Below are 15,233 nucleotides of genomic sequence, written 5' to 3' on the forward strand. Positions count from 1 at the left end.
GATGTTTTACGACGAGATAAAAAAATATGACTGGGACGACACCACACGCCGCATAGCGTCAATGACAGCACGCGATGTCGAGGCGGCTCTTGACAAGGAGCAACCCGACGTCAACGACTTCATGGCGCTCATATCGCCTGCCGGCGCGGATTATATCGAGCCAATGGCCCGGTTAAGCCGCCGTTACACGCAAGAGCGTTTCGGCAAGACTATAAGCATGTACATACCTATGTACATAACGAACTCATGTGCCAACGCGTGTGTATACTGCGGCTTCAACCGCAACAATCCATTCAGGCGTACTATACTGACAATGGAGCAGATTGAAGAGGAATGCAAGGCCATACGCCGGCTCGGTCCGTTTGAAAATCTACTCATAGTGACCGGAGAAAATCCGGCAAAGGCAGGCATCGACTATCTTGAACAGGCACTCCATACATGCCGGCCCTACTTCAGCAACCTGAGCATCGAGGTGCAGCCGCTGAAATCAGAGGACTACTACAGACTTACTCAGTCGGGACTCAACGGAGTGGTGTGCTTTCAGGAAACTTACAATGAAGCCAACTATAAGAAATATCACCCTGTAGGCATGAAGTCGATATATGACTGGCGTCTAAACGGCTACGACCGTATGGGACAGGCCGGAGTACACAAGATAGGCATGGGGGTATTGATCGGTCTTGAAGACTGGCGCACCGACGTTACCATGATGGCTCGTCATCTGCGTTATCTGCGTAAAAATTACTGGAAAACAAAATTTTCGGTCAACTTTCCGCGTATGAGGCCTTCCAAAGGTGGCTTTCAGCCCAATGTCGTCATGAGCGACAAGGAACTGGCGCAACTGACATTTGCTTTCAGGATTTTTGATCATGATGTTGATATAAGCTATTCGACACGTGAAAATCCTGCTTTCCGAGAAAATATGATGCAACTCGGAGTCACATCCATGAGCGCCGGAAGCAAGACCGATCCGGGCGGTTATGCCGTAACACCCGACTCGCTGGAACAATTTGAAGTAAGCGACGACCGTAGCCCCAATGTCGTAGCAGAGAGTATACGCAGGCTCGGATATGAAACCGTATGGAAAGACTGGGATAAAATATTTGACATAGTATGACACAATTCAATAAAATGCAGGAAGTAAAACACCGCTTGTACGCGATGCGCAACGGAGCGGTGGCCGATTACATGCGCCGTATGGGTGCTCCGTATAAAATAATATTCGGTGTGAATCTACCCCATCTGTCGGAAATAGCATCGGAAACAGTTCCGTCACAGGAACTGGCCCGACAACTTTGGGCAAATTCATCGACAAGAGAAAGCATGCTGCTCGCACCTATGATATTTCCCAGAGAGGAGATGGACATAAATACAGCGAGAGAATGGGCTAATGCAGTTCCCACGGCCGAAGTTGCCGACGTGCTTTGCATAAAACTGCTCAAGCACTTGCCGTTTGCAAGGATGTTGGCCGACGAATTAATAGTAAGCGACACCGACATGAACCGCTACACGGCATTGCGGCTCATGTTCAATCTGCTGCCCGAGGGCAAGGCTGAAATAAAAGCATACGCCACAGCCGAGCTCAACCGCGATGCAGAACTTACGCGTTACATATCACATGCTTTGATTGAAGAAATTGATTTTCTGAGCAACGAATTATAAATTTATTTATGGCGGGAATTCGCTTTTCGTGAACCGAAACGGTCGCTAAGCCATACTCCCGCCAAAATCAAGGCACAACCGGTATAGCCTATTATCGACACCTTCTCGCCCAAAAACAGAGCCGACGCAACAAGAGTGACTATCGGCTGAAAATACAGGTAATTATTGGCTTTAACCGCTCCAAGTCCTTTATTTGACCATGCCCATATAATAAATGCAAGCATCGAACAGAATACTCCGAGGAACAAGAAGTTAGGCCATACCTCCGGCTTCATCAGGACAGAGAAAGATGTCTGTTCGGGCTGAAACCATAAGAACGGCAACGCAGTAAGCATACCATAAAAAAATGTCTTACGCGAAATAAACATCACTGTATAAAACGCATTAAGTTTTCTAAGCACAAGCGAATATACAGCCCACGACACCGCTGCTGCAAGCGAAAGCAAGTCACCGAGCGGTTTGACATCAAGTACGAAACTGCTGTTGAATATGACAAAACCGACTCCTGTCAGAGCTATAAAAGAACCTATCAAAATACCTTTGGTAGGTTTTTCGCTTTTATAAACCGCCCCCACCAACAATGTAGTAATAAGAGGGGCAAGAGTGACGATAAGCGATACATTTGACACAAGCGTATATTCGAGAGCCGTATTTTCAGCAATGAAATAAAGCGAGCCGGCACACAGCCCACAGGCCACAAAAAGAAGTTCATCACGTAACGAATTGGAGAGTATGCGCTTATGACAAACAGCAAGTACAAGAATATAAGCAAGCAGCGTACGGTATATATATACTTCAGTAGGCTGCAACCCGTTGTCAAGCAATACCTTTGTGGATACAAACGATATGCCCCACGCCACAATCGTAAGGATTGCGCCCAAATGAAACCAGAACATGCGGCTACGCCCTATATGTGACAAATAACTCATTTTCCATGCAATTCAAATAATATGCAAACTTAGCTAAAAATCCCCACAAGACGAAAACAATTAACCGATTTATCTTGTATTTAAAGGTAAAGAGAAAATAATATCGCATGTATTTGATAATATTGTTATCTTTGCAATCGCGGATATATTAACTTAATTTTAACACGTAATTATGAGACTTCTAAAAATCACAGGAGCAGCCCTTTTGTCGGCATGTATGCTCCTTTCATCGGGATGTAATTCGATGACAAATACCGGTAAAGGCGCCTTGATAGGAGGCGGAGGAGGCGCGGCTGTAGGCGCCGGTTTAGGTGCTTTAATCGGAGGCGGCAAGGGCGCAGGTATAGGAAGCGCCATCGGTGCGGCCGTAGGTGCAGGAGCAGGTGCTCTTATAGGTAAAAAGATGGACAAACAACAGCAACAGCTTGAAGCATCATTGCCTGATGCAACAGTTGAACAGACCACCGATCAAAACGGTCTTCAAGCGATAAAAGTAACATTTGAAGGCGGTATTCTCTTTCCCACCGGCAAGTACACACTCAACACACAGGCCCGTCAGGACTTGAGCCAGTTTGCAGTATCGCTGAAGCAGAACCCGCTGACCGATGTTCAAATCCTCGGATTCACAGACAACACAGGTTCATATGCGGTAAACGAAAAATTATCCAATGAACGAGCATCGGCAGTGCTAACCTATCTTGTAAACTCAGGAGTAAGCCCTACCCGCCTTACCGCCAAAGGCATACCTATGGCCGATTATGTAGCGTCAAATGAAACAGCAGCCGGGCGTGCTCAAAACCGCCGTGTGGAAATATACATTACCGCCAGTCCTCAGATGGTACAGGAGGCAGAAAACGGCACATTGAATTAATGTCATTATAACCCATCAGAATAACGGGCACCGCCACTTGGCAGTGTCCGTTATTTTTATTAATTACAAACCAATAGCCGGAGTATACACATTTTTTATATGCAAGTAGATGTAAATCGGCAAATTCTATGTAAATTTGTAGCGTTAATCCGTAATAGACAGATATGGAATTAAAATATAAACCACTCCGGTTTTTATACCGCTCCGTCGCAACTTTAGTTGTGATTTCAGCCTCATTATCAGCCAGTATCAACATTTTTGGAGCTGGCTTACCCACCAAAACCATAAACGGAAAAGAATACTTTTACCGCGAAGTAAAGTCGAAAGAAACCATATATGGTATAACGAAAGAACTTGGCATAACCAAAGCCGACATAATAAGATACAATCCTTCGGTTGCCGACGGTCTGCGCGCCGGTATGACATTATATTTCCCGGTAGATGAGATGCCCGATCTTGGTGATTCATCTAAAAACACAGGTTCGGTAGGTCAACCTGAAGATACCGATAACACTGACAAGCCGGCAAGAAGCAGAAAAAATGACAAAGTGCATCTCGTAGAAAAAGGAGAGACTGTATACGGTATAAGCAAGCATTACGGTATAACCCAAAATGAACTTATTGAAGCCAATCCACAAATCAAAACCGGTCTTAAACGCGGTACAATTCTACATATACCGTCATCATCAGATAATACAGACGAAACAGAGGACAGATATGCAGAGCCTGAAGAAAAGGCGGATGTACCAAATGACGACATTACAGAATACACTACGGAACCGTATGATGAGCCCGAAACGCCAACGGTCAGCCACACACCTGAATCACAGCAAAAACCGGAAGAAGACGACAACACAGACGCTGATAATGATGAATCTTTGCTGTCTTTGCTCAATCCCGAAGCTTCTGACTCTACAGAAACAGTGTCAGCAAAAGAGGCAACGGAAGTTGTAGTTATTTTACCGTTCATGCTCGGTCAGACCTCGCCTGACAAGCAGGCACAGTTGTATACAGAATTTTACAAAGGTCTGCTTGTAGCGGCCGACAGCCTGCGCGACAGCAAGCGCCATATAATAATCCGGGCCTATGACTCGTCCAATAATACCGACAGCGTAAAGGCAATACTTACGCGTCCTGAAATGACAAAAGCCGATATAATAATAACTCCCGACAATGACGAGCAACTAAATCTAATAGCGGATTATGCCACTTTACATGACGCAAAAGTGCTTAATATATTTGCCGTCAAAGGCACCCAATATCTTACAAATCCCAACATACTGCAGGCCAATATACCACACTCGTCAATGTACGAGCAAGCTATCAACGAGTTCATGAACCGCAAAGGCGATTATATACCAGTATTTCTGTCTGCTCTCGGAGGCAAGACCGATAAAGCTGAATTTTGCCAGATGCTGCGCAAACGACTCGATGAAGACGAACAAAAGTATGTCGATATAAGCTATAACAGCTATCTAAAGGCTTCAGACCTTGAGAAACTCAATACTTCGTCATCATATATATTTATCCCAGAATCGGCTACCTCATCAGAATTCAGCCATATTATAAGCGCACTCAAAAACTACCGTGAAGCATTGGACGACTACAGCCTTGTAAGAATGTTCGGCTATCCGGAATGGATTACGTTCAGAGGTGACGCACTCGACAATCTGCACCTGATGAACGCCACTGTCTACTCGCGCTTCTTTAATGACAACGACAGCTACCGTAGCAAACAATTTACCGAACTTTACGTAAACCGCTACGGCACTCCGCTCATGTCAGCTGTCCCCGTACAGGGCATGCTTGGCTTCGACACCGGCTTCTATCTTATAAAAGCCATAAACCGAAACTGTGAGAATGTCGGTGAGCCCAACTACTTCTATGACGGCATACAGAGCGGCTTCCACTTTACCGGTCCGGAAAATGTGGCAGGAAAAGTAAATGACGCCCTATACTTCATAAATTACCGTCCGTCAGGTATAACAGAAAAACAGGCCATACAATGAAACGAACCATAACCGCAATAGCATTTTCTCTTATACTTGGGATTATAACATGTGCGGCACAAGCCCACTACACATCCAAGATATCGATTGGCGGAAAAGCCGGTATAACATTATCGCAGATGTCGTTTACACCAAGTGTAAAGCAGTCGTTTGTCATGGGTGAAACCGCCGGTATAACTTTTAAATACTGGGAAGAAAAAATATTCGGACTCATAGCGGAAGTAAACTTCGAACAACGCGGATGGAAAGAGGATTTTGAAGAAGCCCCATACTCTTTCGAACGCAAGCTGGACTATATACAGATACCGCTGCTTACCACTATATTTTTTGGCAACAAGAAAGTGAAAGGCTTCATTAATCTCGGTCCGGAGGTGGGTTTTCTTGTAGGCACAAGCTACTCCGCCAATTTCGACGTCAACAACATAGGCGCTCTGCCCGACTTTCCCGACAACCGCATGACCGACCAGCTCACAATGGAGCCGACCAACAAATTTGATTACGGCATATCGGGTGGTGCTGGTATCGAGTTCGCGCTTAAACGCCGTCACCTGATCAATCTTGAGGCACGCTACTACTTCGGTATCGGAAACATATTCCCCGACGATCGTCGCGACACTTTCTCTGCATCACGGGGTATGTCTATCATGGTCACCCTCGGATACTCCTACCGTCTTAAATAAGGCGGCTTGTCACAGACGGCCTTGAGCGGTCAGTATCCGAAAAATCAGATCATGCAGAATATCATAAGGGTCCATGCGTGATTTCACACCCTTGCTACGACAGTCGGCTTCTCTTATAGCATGAATGATTTCAATCAGTTTCCATGCATTGTAGCTGCGTAATCCCTCTTTATAATCCGACGGCAACCAAGTGCCCTTGCGCCCTATGGCGGCACACAACCCGGCATCGCTCTTATCGGGACTATATAACATTACCAGAAGATTCGAGAAATAATTCCATATTGTAGGAATGGTGACCATAACGGGATTTTTTTTAGGATCACGGCAAAAATGATTTACTATAGTAAAAGCCCGTCTGGCATCTTTCAGCGCCAACGCATTGACTAATTCAAAGTTATTGTAGTCCTTGCTGACTCCGATATGCTTTTCTATCACCTCAGGAGTTATGGTAGCTCCGGAAGAAAGCGCTACCGCAAGTTTGTCGACTTCATTATAGATTCTTGACAAATCGGCACCTATATAATCACGAAGCATGGCAAGCCCTTTTTGCTCTATATTAAGTCCTTTGGATTTTATATACTTGCTTATAGTGGGTGCTACTGCCGATTCTTTAAGCGGAACGGAGTCAAATATGACACCTCCGTTAGCCCCAATCTGTTTAAGCAGATCTTTGGCCTTGCATTTTTCTCCACGGCAAGCAATGACAAGTATGGTAGAAGCAGTGCTTGACGACACATACAGATGCAGTCGATTAAGTTGCGCCGCCGGCACAGCCTGCGCCTCCTTAACAAGAACTACCTGCCGGTCTGACATCATCGGATATCGGCGGCAGGCATCCATAATCGTATCGGGAGTCGTTTCCGGCGCATAGAACGTATACAGATTGAAGTCCCGGTCAGCCTCCGGCACCATGGCTTCAAAACGCTTCAGCAGTTCATCAATATAATATCCTTCCTCACCATGTAGCAGATAGACCGGAGCGGTATTGCGAGAATTAATTTGCAATACAATTGAATCAAAGTCGGAAGTGGTTGCGGATTGTGCCATGGCGCATGAACGTTATCGAGATATTTTTTGTAAATTTACGGAAATTTTCAACGCAACGCAAATATAGATACATGCAATTAAACCTGCCGCATTATGAAGTGGCCCTGCAACGCGGAGCCTCCGGAATCAAGATATTTGACCGTCTGCGCAACAAATATGTGGCTCTTACCCCGGAGGAATGGGTAAGACAGCATTTTATCGAATTCCTTATAAAAGACCGAGGTTTTCCTCCATCGCTTATGGGCAATGAAGTGGGGCTGACGCTAAACGGGACCCAACGCCGATGCGACAGCGTGCTGTTCAATGCAAAAGGCGAAGCGGTAGCCATCATAGAATATAAAGCGCCGACAGTAACTTTAAGCCAAAAGACATTTGATCAGATAGCACGCTATAGCATGGTACTTAACGCACCCTACCTTATCGTGTCAAACGGAATGGTCCATTATTGCTGCGAAATAGATTACAGCAATCACTCATACCGTTTTCTTAAGGAAATACCTTTTTATCGGGATTTAAAGAAATAGACCACACGCACGTTCCATGTGCGGTTTTTGGAGTTAAAATCATCAAGCAGTTTTGTGCTTGCAGCAGTCATAAGGCCCCAAGTGTAGCTGCCTGACACCTGCCAGTCACGATATATTTCCACACCGAAACCGGCTGTAAGGCCTACATCACCGAAAGGATAGTCCAATGCCTTTATATCGCTGTGAGCCGCCAATATAGAGAATGTAGGACCTCCGAATACAAAAGGAGCCACATAATCCTCAAGACCATTCATGCGAGTCCACTTAAACCGTAAATTCACAGGTACCTCAATATAGTGAAGGTAACAACGTTCCTTACCGTAACCCTGCGAAGCCCACACTTCACGTTCGCCGAGATTGAGTGTGGCACCACGCTGCTGGTAAAATATACCGGCATCAACTCCAAATCCAATCCCCGGAAACATAAGCTCGGTAGCAAGACCGGCCGAAAACCCGACATTGCTATCAACGTTAAACAGCTTCTGATTAAACTTCATAGTAGTTATGTCCATACCCAACATAGGGCCGTAACGAAACTGCGCCGAAGCATTTACTGTAGTTATAATGGCTGCCACAACAGCGAGGCTGAGGATATACTTTCTCATTGTCTTTATATTATTTTCCCACAAAGGTAATAAATGTCAAGAAGCTATGCAAATAGACGCACTATGTCATCAAATGCAATTATGCTCATCACCGTCTTGCCGTCAGGAGTATATCCCGGCGCAGACAACTTGAACAGGTCACTAAGCAGATGCTCCATCTCGGCATCGGTAAGCTGAGCCCCGGGCTTTATGGCCGCGGCACGGGCCATAGACAACGCTATACGATTGCGAAGGCTTTCACCAAGCTCTTCTCCGGTCTCTGTCACACAATCCACCATTGAAAGCAGTATCTCGTGAGGGTTCACACTATCAAGCACCGACGGCAAACCGTTGACAGACCAGCTTGTTCCCCCAAGAAAAGCCACATCAAAGCCGAGAGACACAAGTTCGTCAGAAATACTCTCCATGACCGAACTCTGCGAAGGCGACAACTCCACCACCTCAGGAAATATAATGCGCTGAGTCGCGAGAGCATCAAGACGGGCCAAATCGAGATAGCGGTCATAAAGTATTCTTACATGAGCACGATGCTGGTCCACAACCATAAGTCCGTTTTTTGACGGCGCAAGTATATAACGTCCTTTCAATTGCATACTTCCGGGCAATGAATTATCAAAATCGCCCGAAAAGTCAGGATCCGGCATATCTTCAGGCAACTCCTCGGAAGGGAAAGCGTCAATAGCACTTTCACTTATTCCGGCGTAAGACTCATCGCGGTTTCTGGCAAAGTCTTCATACAGTTTTTCCCAATCGGTATGCACAGACCGAGAAACAGAAGACTCCTTCTTACCAGATGGCGCGGTGTCAAACGGATTATAGGATGTGTCAAGATCAAGACCATGTGAAGCATGGGCATCAGGATTGAAAGCCGGTATATCGGGAGCATTCTCCATATCAAACTCTATCGAAGGCATGACATTGAACTTACTAAGCCCTTCCTTTACAGCTGCCACAAGAATTTTCCATATAGGCTGCTCGTCTTCAAACTTTATCTCGTTTTTGGTAGGATGTATATTCACATCTATCGACTCCGGATCAACCGTAAAATTAAGGAAATAGCTCGGTTGCTCGTCTGCAGGAATAAGCTGCTCATAACAATGAAGTACTGCCTTATGGAAGTAAGGATGACGCATATTGCGACCGTTTACAGTCAGGTACTGTAACGCCCCGCGTTTACGGGCATTCTCCGGACGACTGACAAATCCTTGTATTCTCACAAGCGACGTATCAGTCTCTATAGGCACGAGCTGGCGGTCCATAGCCTTGCCGAACAGATCGATTATACGCTGTTTAAATGAACTGCCGAGCAGTTTATGTATAATCGTTCCGTTATTAGTCAACTCAAACTCTATGTGCGGGTTCACAAGAGCCATGCGTTCAAACTCGCGCAATATATGGTTCATCTCCACTTGATCGCTTTTCAGAAACTTACGACGGGCGGGAACATTGTAAAACAAGTTTTTAACCATAAAATTGCATCCATGCACACAACTCTCAGGCTCTTGACTCAGCACTCTTGATCCCTCGATGACTATACATGTACCCATCATGTCATCCTTACGCATAGTGCGCAACTCAACCTGCGACACAGCGCTTATCGACGCCAGAGCCTCACCGCGGAATCCCATAGTATGAAGGGCAAACAAGTCGGTAGCTTCTGTAATCTTGGAAGTCGAATGACGCTCAAATGCCATACGCGCATCGGTAGGCGACATGCCACAACCGTTGTCGACCACCTGAATCAACGTGCGGCCGGCATCCTTTATATATATTTTGATTATCGACGCTCCGGCATCAACGGCATTTTCGACAAGTTCCTTTATTACCGCAGCCGGACGTTGTATCACCTCTCCGGCAGCAATCTGATTAGCTACCGAATCAGGCAATAATTTTATGACATCGCTCATATATGTTTACTATTGTGTATTTTATGCAAATTTACTATTGTTTTACGGCATATGTGCACTAAGGTACGTTAATTTATCAACGAGTTATCAATAATCAAGCATAGCGTTAAAACGCCGACGTTCATCATCACGCCACCATCCCCATTTGTTGAAATATCTCACCATATTGACAGCATGAATCCAAGTCATGCGCATGCTCCGGTACGACTCCGCACGATGGCAATGTATGACTTCAACCTCAGGATAATACATGGTGGACCTGTGACGATGTATTCTGCGGGTCAAATCAATATCCTCCGGATACATAAAAAAGCGCTCGTCGAATAGTCCGGCTTCCAATAGGGCATCACGGCTGATCATCATAAAACTTCCCTGATGATACGGCACATTAAAAGCCACATTATGGTCCAGATGCTTCAAAAGATAACGGTCATCATGTATGCTGAAAAATATACGGGGTAAAAAACGTCGGCAAAAAAGATCCAGAGGAGAGGGCAACCGTCTTACCGTATATTGAAGTGTACCGTCAGACGACAGTATACGCGGCTGCACCATACCTATATCAGGGTCGGCCGACATATATTCAATAATGCGGTCGATTACCGATGCGTCAAAGAACACATCGGAGTTAAGTACGAGATGATAACAGGCCTCTCCTTCTACGGTCTTGGTCATAGCTATATTATGAGCAGCACCGTATCCAACATTTTCATTCGGGACATACAGGCAACCGTAACGAGCGCAGATATCGGCTATAACACCATCTTTTCCGTTATCAATAACATACACACGACGTACACACATGGACGTAAGACATGACAGACAACGCTCCAATTCTTTCGGGTCAGTCCGATAAGTCACAATCGAGACATTTACAACAGCTTGTTTCATTACCATCAAACTAAAATTTAAATGACACCATTCTTTCGACAATCCATAGGAACACATATGAAAACAGAGCGCCTGCCCTATTTTTAAGTCGTGAATGTCGGTCGCTAACTACTTTTGAACGGAGACGTTTAATAACCGCACTGCAATTTTTAATTTCATTCTTAAATACGGATGCATCATGACACAGCATTAGCATCAGCATATTATAATTAGCGCCGAACCTGCGATTTTCCGCAGCGTCAATTAAGTCAGGAAACACAGCCGGCATATCCATACATATACGAGCCGTAATACCGAGCACATCAAGCCGGCAGTCGCCAAAACAAGACAAAGTGCCACCTTTTCGGTGCCTGTAAAAATACAGTTTGTCTTGACTGACAGCAATACGCTCCACGTGTTTTCCGGCCATGAGTATCCGAGCCATAAGGTCGAGATCCTCATATATTATTCCTTCAGTGAAGCGCACATTATAAAATATCTCATGCCGAAATAACTTACCCCACACACTCGCATCAAACCGACGACGATACAACATGGCTTCAAGAGCTTCACGTCGGTCCATTGACTTGTACTCACTGACATGTCTGTAGCCATACTTCTTGCATAAACGGCTGCAAGTAAAACCGACCGAGGCAATATCAGCTTCGGTCTCCATTATTATGCCTAACAGATTTTCAAGATACTTCGGATGCACACAGTCATCACCATCAATAAAAGCAATATATCTTCCTACCGACTCATCAAGTCCTATATTGCGAGCGACCGACTGTCCGCAATTACGGTCACTCTGAAAAACATGAAAACGCGAATCGACCGACACAATATCACGACACACTTCAAGGGTGTTATCATCAGAGCCATCATCAACCAAAAGCACTTCAAAATCGGCATATGTCTGACAGCGGATAGACTCTATACACTCTCCGACATAAAGCCCTACATTATATAAAGGGACTATGACCGATATTTCAGGACACTTTGTCATATATGACAAAGTTATATCATTAATCATTAACAGAAATATTAAATATTGATATATCTGTTATTTTTTTCTATTTTTGATGCAACTTTTCACAATGTTGATGCATCTAACAGTAAATTTCAATATATTATGAACAGATTTTTATCAACTTTAATCTGCGGTACGGCTCTGATGATGTCAGTGACCGCCAATTGCAAAACAATCAAGGCAAGCAAGAACTATGTTACAAAAAACGTGGCAGTCGAGCATTTTTCAGCAATAACGACAACATCGTCGGTCGATGTGAAGTATTCGCAATCGCCTGTCACTAAAATAGAGATCTACGCGCCTGACAATGTCATCGATTACGTTGACGTACGAGTATCCGGAAACACTCTCAAAATAGGATACAAAAAAGTATCGGGAGGCCTGTCTATTTACGGAAACAAAAAGACAGAAGTAAGGGTATCGGCTCCGATGGTAACTTCATTCAACACGGCGAGCTCAGGTGACATAGACATAAAGACACCTTTAAAAATACAAGGAGAGGTAGTATTTAATACAGGAAGCAGCGGTGACATTGATGCCGGTAACATAACATGTGAAAAACTCACTGCAAAGACAAACAGTTCGGGCGACATAGAGATTTCTTCTGTCAAATGTGTGGCTCTTAACGCATATACCGGAAGTTCGGGTGACATAGATATTAAAAACGCAGTTGCCAAAACAGTTACGGCTTCGACCAGCAGTTCAGGCGATATAAAAATATCGGGGACCTGCGATATGGCCGAATTTACGACAAGAAGCAGCGGTGACATAGATGCCGACAATCTTAAAGCCATCAACGTAAAAGCCACCACCCTATCGTCAGGCGACATATCCTGCTACGCTACAGGTAATAAAGAGATATCAAAAAACAGTTCAGGCAGCATACATTGCCGATAGACACGGCTTTCGCCGTCAAATAGCAAGCCTTTTATTCCGGTGCTTTTCCATAATTTTGCACGCCACGGAATAAAAGGCTATATTTGTGTATATAAAATCAATAATATCATGGCACGACACAACGATCTTGGAGCATGGGGCGAGAGCATAGCCCGTGAATACCTTATCACACGAGGATATACCATAATCGAACATGACAAACGCATGGGCCACTACGAAATCGACATAATAGCCTTAAAAGGCAACCGCATTATATTCATTGAAGTAAAAACGCGACTCGCCGGCTCTTTTGACCCCCTCGAGGCTATAACCACAAAGAAAATAAGCAACATATGCAGAGCTGCCGACTCATTTGTCAAACAATATAATTATCCACATGAAGTGCAGTTTGACATAATAGCCATAACCGGCTCCCCCGACACTTCATGTGAAATAGAACATATACCCGACGCTTTCGTGCCACCGCTTGGCGGCTACAGATGAGCATCGCGACAATAAAACCGGTCAGTTAACCTTTCGTTTACGCGCCGACGGATCAGGCTCCTTCAACAGAGCCTCCATTTCCGGCGGTATGTTGAATATATCATCTTTATCCTTCGGCCGCAAAGCCTCGTACCATTGAAAGTTAGGCAGATGAAATATTGATTTCTTGGCAAGATACAACGGCGTGACGGTACCCGGCGATTCAGGCCACATTTTTATCTTCTGCACCGTACCGTCCTCTTTATTGAAATTAGCTTTCAGAAAGCTGCTCTCTGCGCTTACAATCTTATTAAAGGTGGAGTCTTTCTCCTCAGGCAATGATATTACCTCCACATTTCCATTTACGTCAAGCTCACTCATCATGCCATCGGCAAAACGGGCTATCATCTCCTTTCCCGAAATCTGATTGCAAAACTCTTCATCAAGATGCTCGGCAACAAAACCAAAGTCGGGCAACTTGGCCCAGTCTGCGGTAGAATCATTAAAATGAACCATTATTATATTGCCAAAAACCTGACGGGCTTCATTCCATACTATAGGATGACGATGCATGTACAACGTCGAGTCACGCTCCAAAAAACTCAAAGAGTCACAAAGGCCCTGAATATCGACACGCCAGAATCTCACACGCGGATATACAGCCACGATATGGGTTGTGTCTTCAAGCAGAAATGTACGTATGGTGTCGCCATGCATGTATAACGTATCGCCACGACTGTATTCAAGTATTCTGGCATGACCTGTGGCAAACGAGCTGTCCTGTTCCTGATAGTAACAGCCGTAATCGCCCTCAAGCATGGACTGCCTTACCGAGTCGGTTAATACCATCTTTCCCCATGCTTCTCCGAAAGCGGCTACATGATCATAGAAAATCGTATCGCCGGTAAGAGTCGACCCGCCGTTTGACACGACAAGCGAACGGTAATACAACTCCGACACCTCCGACTCGGTATCATACCAGCCGTTGCTCGAATACACGGTGCCACTATCGGTCTCTATCACCGTAGGGCTGACAATATTGGCGATATGGGTGTCGGTATTATAGCGCAACAGATCGGTCGACATTCTGAAGTCTTTCTTATTAAGGTCCTGAAGCACCACATTGTTACGAAACTCGGCCTCTTTGGTGTCGGGGCTATATTCTCCATAGCCTGAGCTAAGACGGTTTTCAACATCGGTTATAGTACCGTTATTGTCGTAATAGCCGAGATTGTTGGCCACGTCATAATAGAATATATATGTCTCGAGAGTCACATCCCTATTTATAAGGCGCACCGGACTGGCGCCCTCGCCATAAAAGGTGGCAAACTCCGCCGCACCATCATAATCAAGTTCGTCGGCATATACAAACAGGGTGTCGCCCTGCTCCATCCTGACATTACCGAACGCTTCAAGCGAACCGCTTCCCTCATAGAAGTTGGCGCTGTCGCAATACATGTACATGCCTCCCTTACGAAACATGACATTGCCTGTAACCATCTGAAACTCGGTACTCACTTTTTCATCCATCCATAACCGGTCGGCTCGCTCAAGAAATACCCTACCCTGTTGATTTCGATCAGCCAGAGGAATAACAGGCTTTATAGGTATGCGCTTGGCTCGCTCCGATACAGAATGGTTAGGTGTGTTATCCACCGGAAAGCCAAACAACACTGACGGGACAAGAACACCCAAAAGGCACAGGACGACAAAATATCGCCTATGCCTTAACGTATTTTT

The 15,233-nt window shown here is 45.2% G+C and carries 15 protein-coding genes; 8 read left to right on the top strand and 7 right to left on the bottom strand.

Translation table 11 applies throughout. The features are described 5' to 3' along the window. Position 1: 1 nt before the first annotated feature. Together thiH and FW767_RS05855 are read left to right on the top strand one after the other, a co-directional pair. Complete coding sequence (gene thiH / locus FW767_RS05850) at positions 2 to 1,117, top strand: 2-iminoacetate synthase ThiH (RefSeq protein ID WP_121699568.1); 1,116 nt, start codon at positions 2 to 4, stop codon at positions 1,115 to 1,117. Beyond that, on the top strand, positions 1,114 to 1,662 hold the full coding sequence (locus FW767_RS05855; protein ID WP_121699567.1) for a DNA alkylation repair protein: 549 nt from the start codon (positions 1,114 to 1,116) through the stop codon (positions 1,660 to 1,662). The genes thiH and FW767_RS05855 overlap by 4 nt, the downstream gene beginning before the upstream one ends. A 2-nt stretch (positions 1,663 to 1,664) precedes the next feature. Here the strand turns inward: FW767_RS05855 and FW767_RS05860 are convergent, their stop codons facing one another. Further along, positions 1,665 to 2,591, bottom strand: coding sequence for a DMT family transporter (locus FW767_RS05860; protein ID WP_205523828.1), 927 nt, complete (start codon positions 2,589 to 2,591; stop codon positions 1,665 to 1,667). Positions 2,592 to 2,763: 172 nt separating this feature from the next. Between FW767_RS05860 and FW767_RS05865 the strand changes: the two genes are divergently transcribed. From FW767_RS05865 to FW767_RS05875, 3 genes are all read left to right on the top strand, one after another. Then, entirely contained in the window at positions 2,764 to 3,462 is a 699-nt protein-coding gene (locus FW767_RS05865; protein ID WP_121699566.1) for an OmpA family protein, read from the top strand. 221 nt (positions 3,463 to 3,683) lie between these two features. Beyond that, positions 3,684 to 5,471: a lytic transglycosylase gene (locus FW767_RS05870; protein WP_205523829.1), complete on the top strand. Its 1,788-nt coding sequence runs from the start codon at positions 3,684 to 3,686 to the stop codon at positions 5,469 to 5,471. After that, positions 5,468 to 6,151, top strand: coding sequence for a porin family protein (locus tag FW767_RS05875; protein WP_121699564.1), 684 nt, complete (start codon positions 5,468 to 5,470; stop codon positions 6,149 to 6,151). The genes FW767_RS05870 and FW767_RS05875 overlap by 4 nt, the downstream gene beginning before the upstream one ends. 9 nt (positions 6,152 to 6,160) lie before the next feature. Here the strand turns inward: FW767_RS05875 and holA are convergent, their stop codons facing one another. Beyond that, complete coding sequence (holA, locus tag FW767_RS05880; RefSeq protein WP_121699563.1) at positions 6,161 to 7,198, bottom strand: DNA polymerase III subunit delta; 1,038 nt, start codon at positions 7,196 to 7,198, stop codon at positions 6,161 to 6,163. A gap of 71 nt (positions 7,199 to 7,269) precedes the next feature. On the opposite strand from holA, the gene FW767_RS05885 reads away from it, so the two are divergent. Then, positions 7,270 to 7,722, top strand: coding sequence for a type I restriction enzyme HsdR N-terminal domain-containing protein (locus FW767_RS05885; RefSeq protein ID WP_121699562.1), 453 nt, complete (start codon positions 7,270 to 7,272; stop codon positions 7,720 to 7,722). On the opposite strand, the gene FW767_RS05890 is transcribed toward FW767_RS05885, so the two are convergent. The 4 genes from FW767_RS05890 to FW767_RS05905 all read right to left on the bottom strand — a co-directional run bounded on the left by FW767_RS05890 (position 7,701) and on the right by FW767_RS05905 (position 12,110). Then, the gene (locus FW767_RS05890; RefSeq protein ID WP_147438781.1) at positions 7,701 to 8,327 is read right to left on the bottom strand and encodes a porin family protein; all 627 of its coding nucleotides are present in this window, start codon (positions 8,325 to 8,327) and stop codon (positions 7,701 to 7,703) included. The two genes, FW767_RS05885 and FW767_RS05890, sit on opposite strands and share 22 nt — an antisense overlap. A 44-nt stretch (positions 8,328 to 8,371) precedes the next feature. Beyond that, entirely contained in the window at positions 8,372 to 10,234 is a 1,863-nt protein-coding gene (gene mutL / locus FW767_RS05895; protein ID WP_121699560.1) for a DNA mismatch repair endonuclease MutL, read from the bottom strand. Positions 10,235 to 10,321: 87 nt separating this feature from the next. Then, complete coding sequence (locus tag FW767_RS05900; RefSeq protein WP_148464402.1) at positions 10,322 to 11,125, bottom strand: glycosyltransferase; 804 nt, start codon at positions 11,123 to 11,125, stop codon at positions 10,322 to 10,324. A 10-nt stretch (positions 11,126 to 11,135) separates the two neighbouring features. Next, positions 11,136 to 12,110, bottom strand: a complete 975-nt coding sequence (locus FW767_RS05905; RefSeq protein WP_205523830.1) for a glycosyltransferase family 2 protein — start codon at positions 12,108 to 12,110, stop codon at positions 11,136 to 11,138. A 126-nt stretch (positions 12,111 to 12,236) separates the two neighbouring features. Between FW767_RS05905 and FW767_RS05910 the strand changes: the two genes are divergently transcribed. Together FW767_RS05910 and FW767_RS05915 are read left to right on the top strand one after the other, a co-directional pair. After that, complete coding sequence (locus FW767_RS05910; protein WP_121699558.1) at positions 12,237 to 13,031, top strand: GIN domain-containing protein; 795 nt, start codon at positions 12,237 to 12,239, stop codon at positions 13,029 to 13,031. A 108-nt stretch (positions 13,032 to 13,139) separates the two neighbouring features. After that, on the top strand, positions 13,140 to 13,514 hold the full coding sequence (locus FW767_RS05915; RefSeq protein WP_121699557.1) for a YraN family protein: 375 nt from the start codon (positions 13,140 to 13,142) through the stop codon (positions 13,512 to 13,514). A 21-nt stretch (positions 13,515 to 13,535) separates the two neighbouring features. On the opposite strand, the gene FW767_RS05920 is transcribed toward FW767_RS05915, so the two are convergent. Further along, positions 13,536 to 15,149, bottom strand: a complete 1,614-nt coding sequence (locus tag FW767_RS05920) for an OstA-like protein (RefSeq protein ID WP_205523831.1) — start codon at positions 15,147 to 15,149, stop codon at positions 13,536 to 13,538. Positions 15,150 to 15,233: the final 84 nt, after the last annotated feature.

The sequence above is a fragment of the Heminiphilus faecis genome, assembly GCF_008728965.1.
GTDB lineage: Bacteria > Bacteroidota > Bacteroidia > Bacteroidales > Muribaculaceae > Muribaculum > Muribaculum faecis.

Bases quoted from the DNA above. Each gene is read 5' to 3' on its own strand.
- thiH (WP_121699568.1), top strand. From the start codon at position 2: ATGTTTTACGACGAGATAAAAAAATATGACTGGGACGACACCACACGC.
- FW767_RS05855 (WP_121699567.1), top strand. From the start codon at position 1,114: ATGACACAATTCAATAAAATGCAGGAAGTAAAACACCGCTTGTACGCG.
- FW767_RS05860 (WP_205523828.1), bottom strand. From the start codon at position 2,591: ATGAGTTATTTGTCACATATAGGGCGTAGCCGCATGTTCTGGTTTCAT.
- FW767_RS05865 (WP_121699566.1), top strand. From the start codon at position 2,764: ATGAGACTTCTAAAAATCACAGGAGCAGCCCTTTTGTCGGCATGTATG.
- FW767_RS05875 (WP_121699564.1), top strand. From the start codon at position 5,468: ATGAAACGAACCATAACCGCAATAGCATTTTCTCTTATACTTGGGATT.
- holA (WP_121699563.1), bottom strand. From the start codon at position 7,198: ATGGCACAATCCGCAACCACTTCCGACTTTGATTCAATTGTATTGCAA.
- FW767_RS05885 (WP_121699562.1), top strand. From the start codon at position 7,270: ATGCAATTAAACCTGCCGCATTATGAAGTGGCCCTGCAACGCGGAGCC.
- FW767_RS05890 (WP_147438781.1), bottom strand. From the start codon at position 8,327: ATGAGAAAGTATATCCTCAGCCTCGCTGTTGTGGCAGCCATTATAACT.
- mutL (WP_121699560.1), bottom strand. From the start codon at position 10,234: ATGAGCGATGTCATAAAATTATTGCCTGATTCGGTAGCTAATCAGATT.
- FW767_RS05900 (WP_148464402.1), bottom strand. From the start codon at position 11,125: ATGAAACAAGCTGTTGTAAATGTCTCGATTGTGACTTATCGGACTGAC.
- FW767_RS05905 (WP_205523830.1), bottom strand. From the start codon at position 12,110: ATGACAAAGTGTCCTGAAATATCGGTCATAGTCCCTTTATATAATGTA.
- FW767_RS05910 (WP_121699558.1), top strand. From the start codon at position 12,237: ATGAACAGATTTTTATCAACTTTAATCTGCGGTACGGCTCTGATGATG.
- FW767_RS05915 (WP_121699557.1), top strand. From the start codon at position 13,140: ATGGCACGACACAACGATCTTGGAGCATGGGGCGAGAGCATAGCCCGT.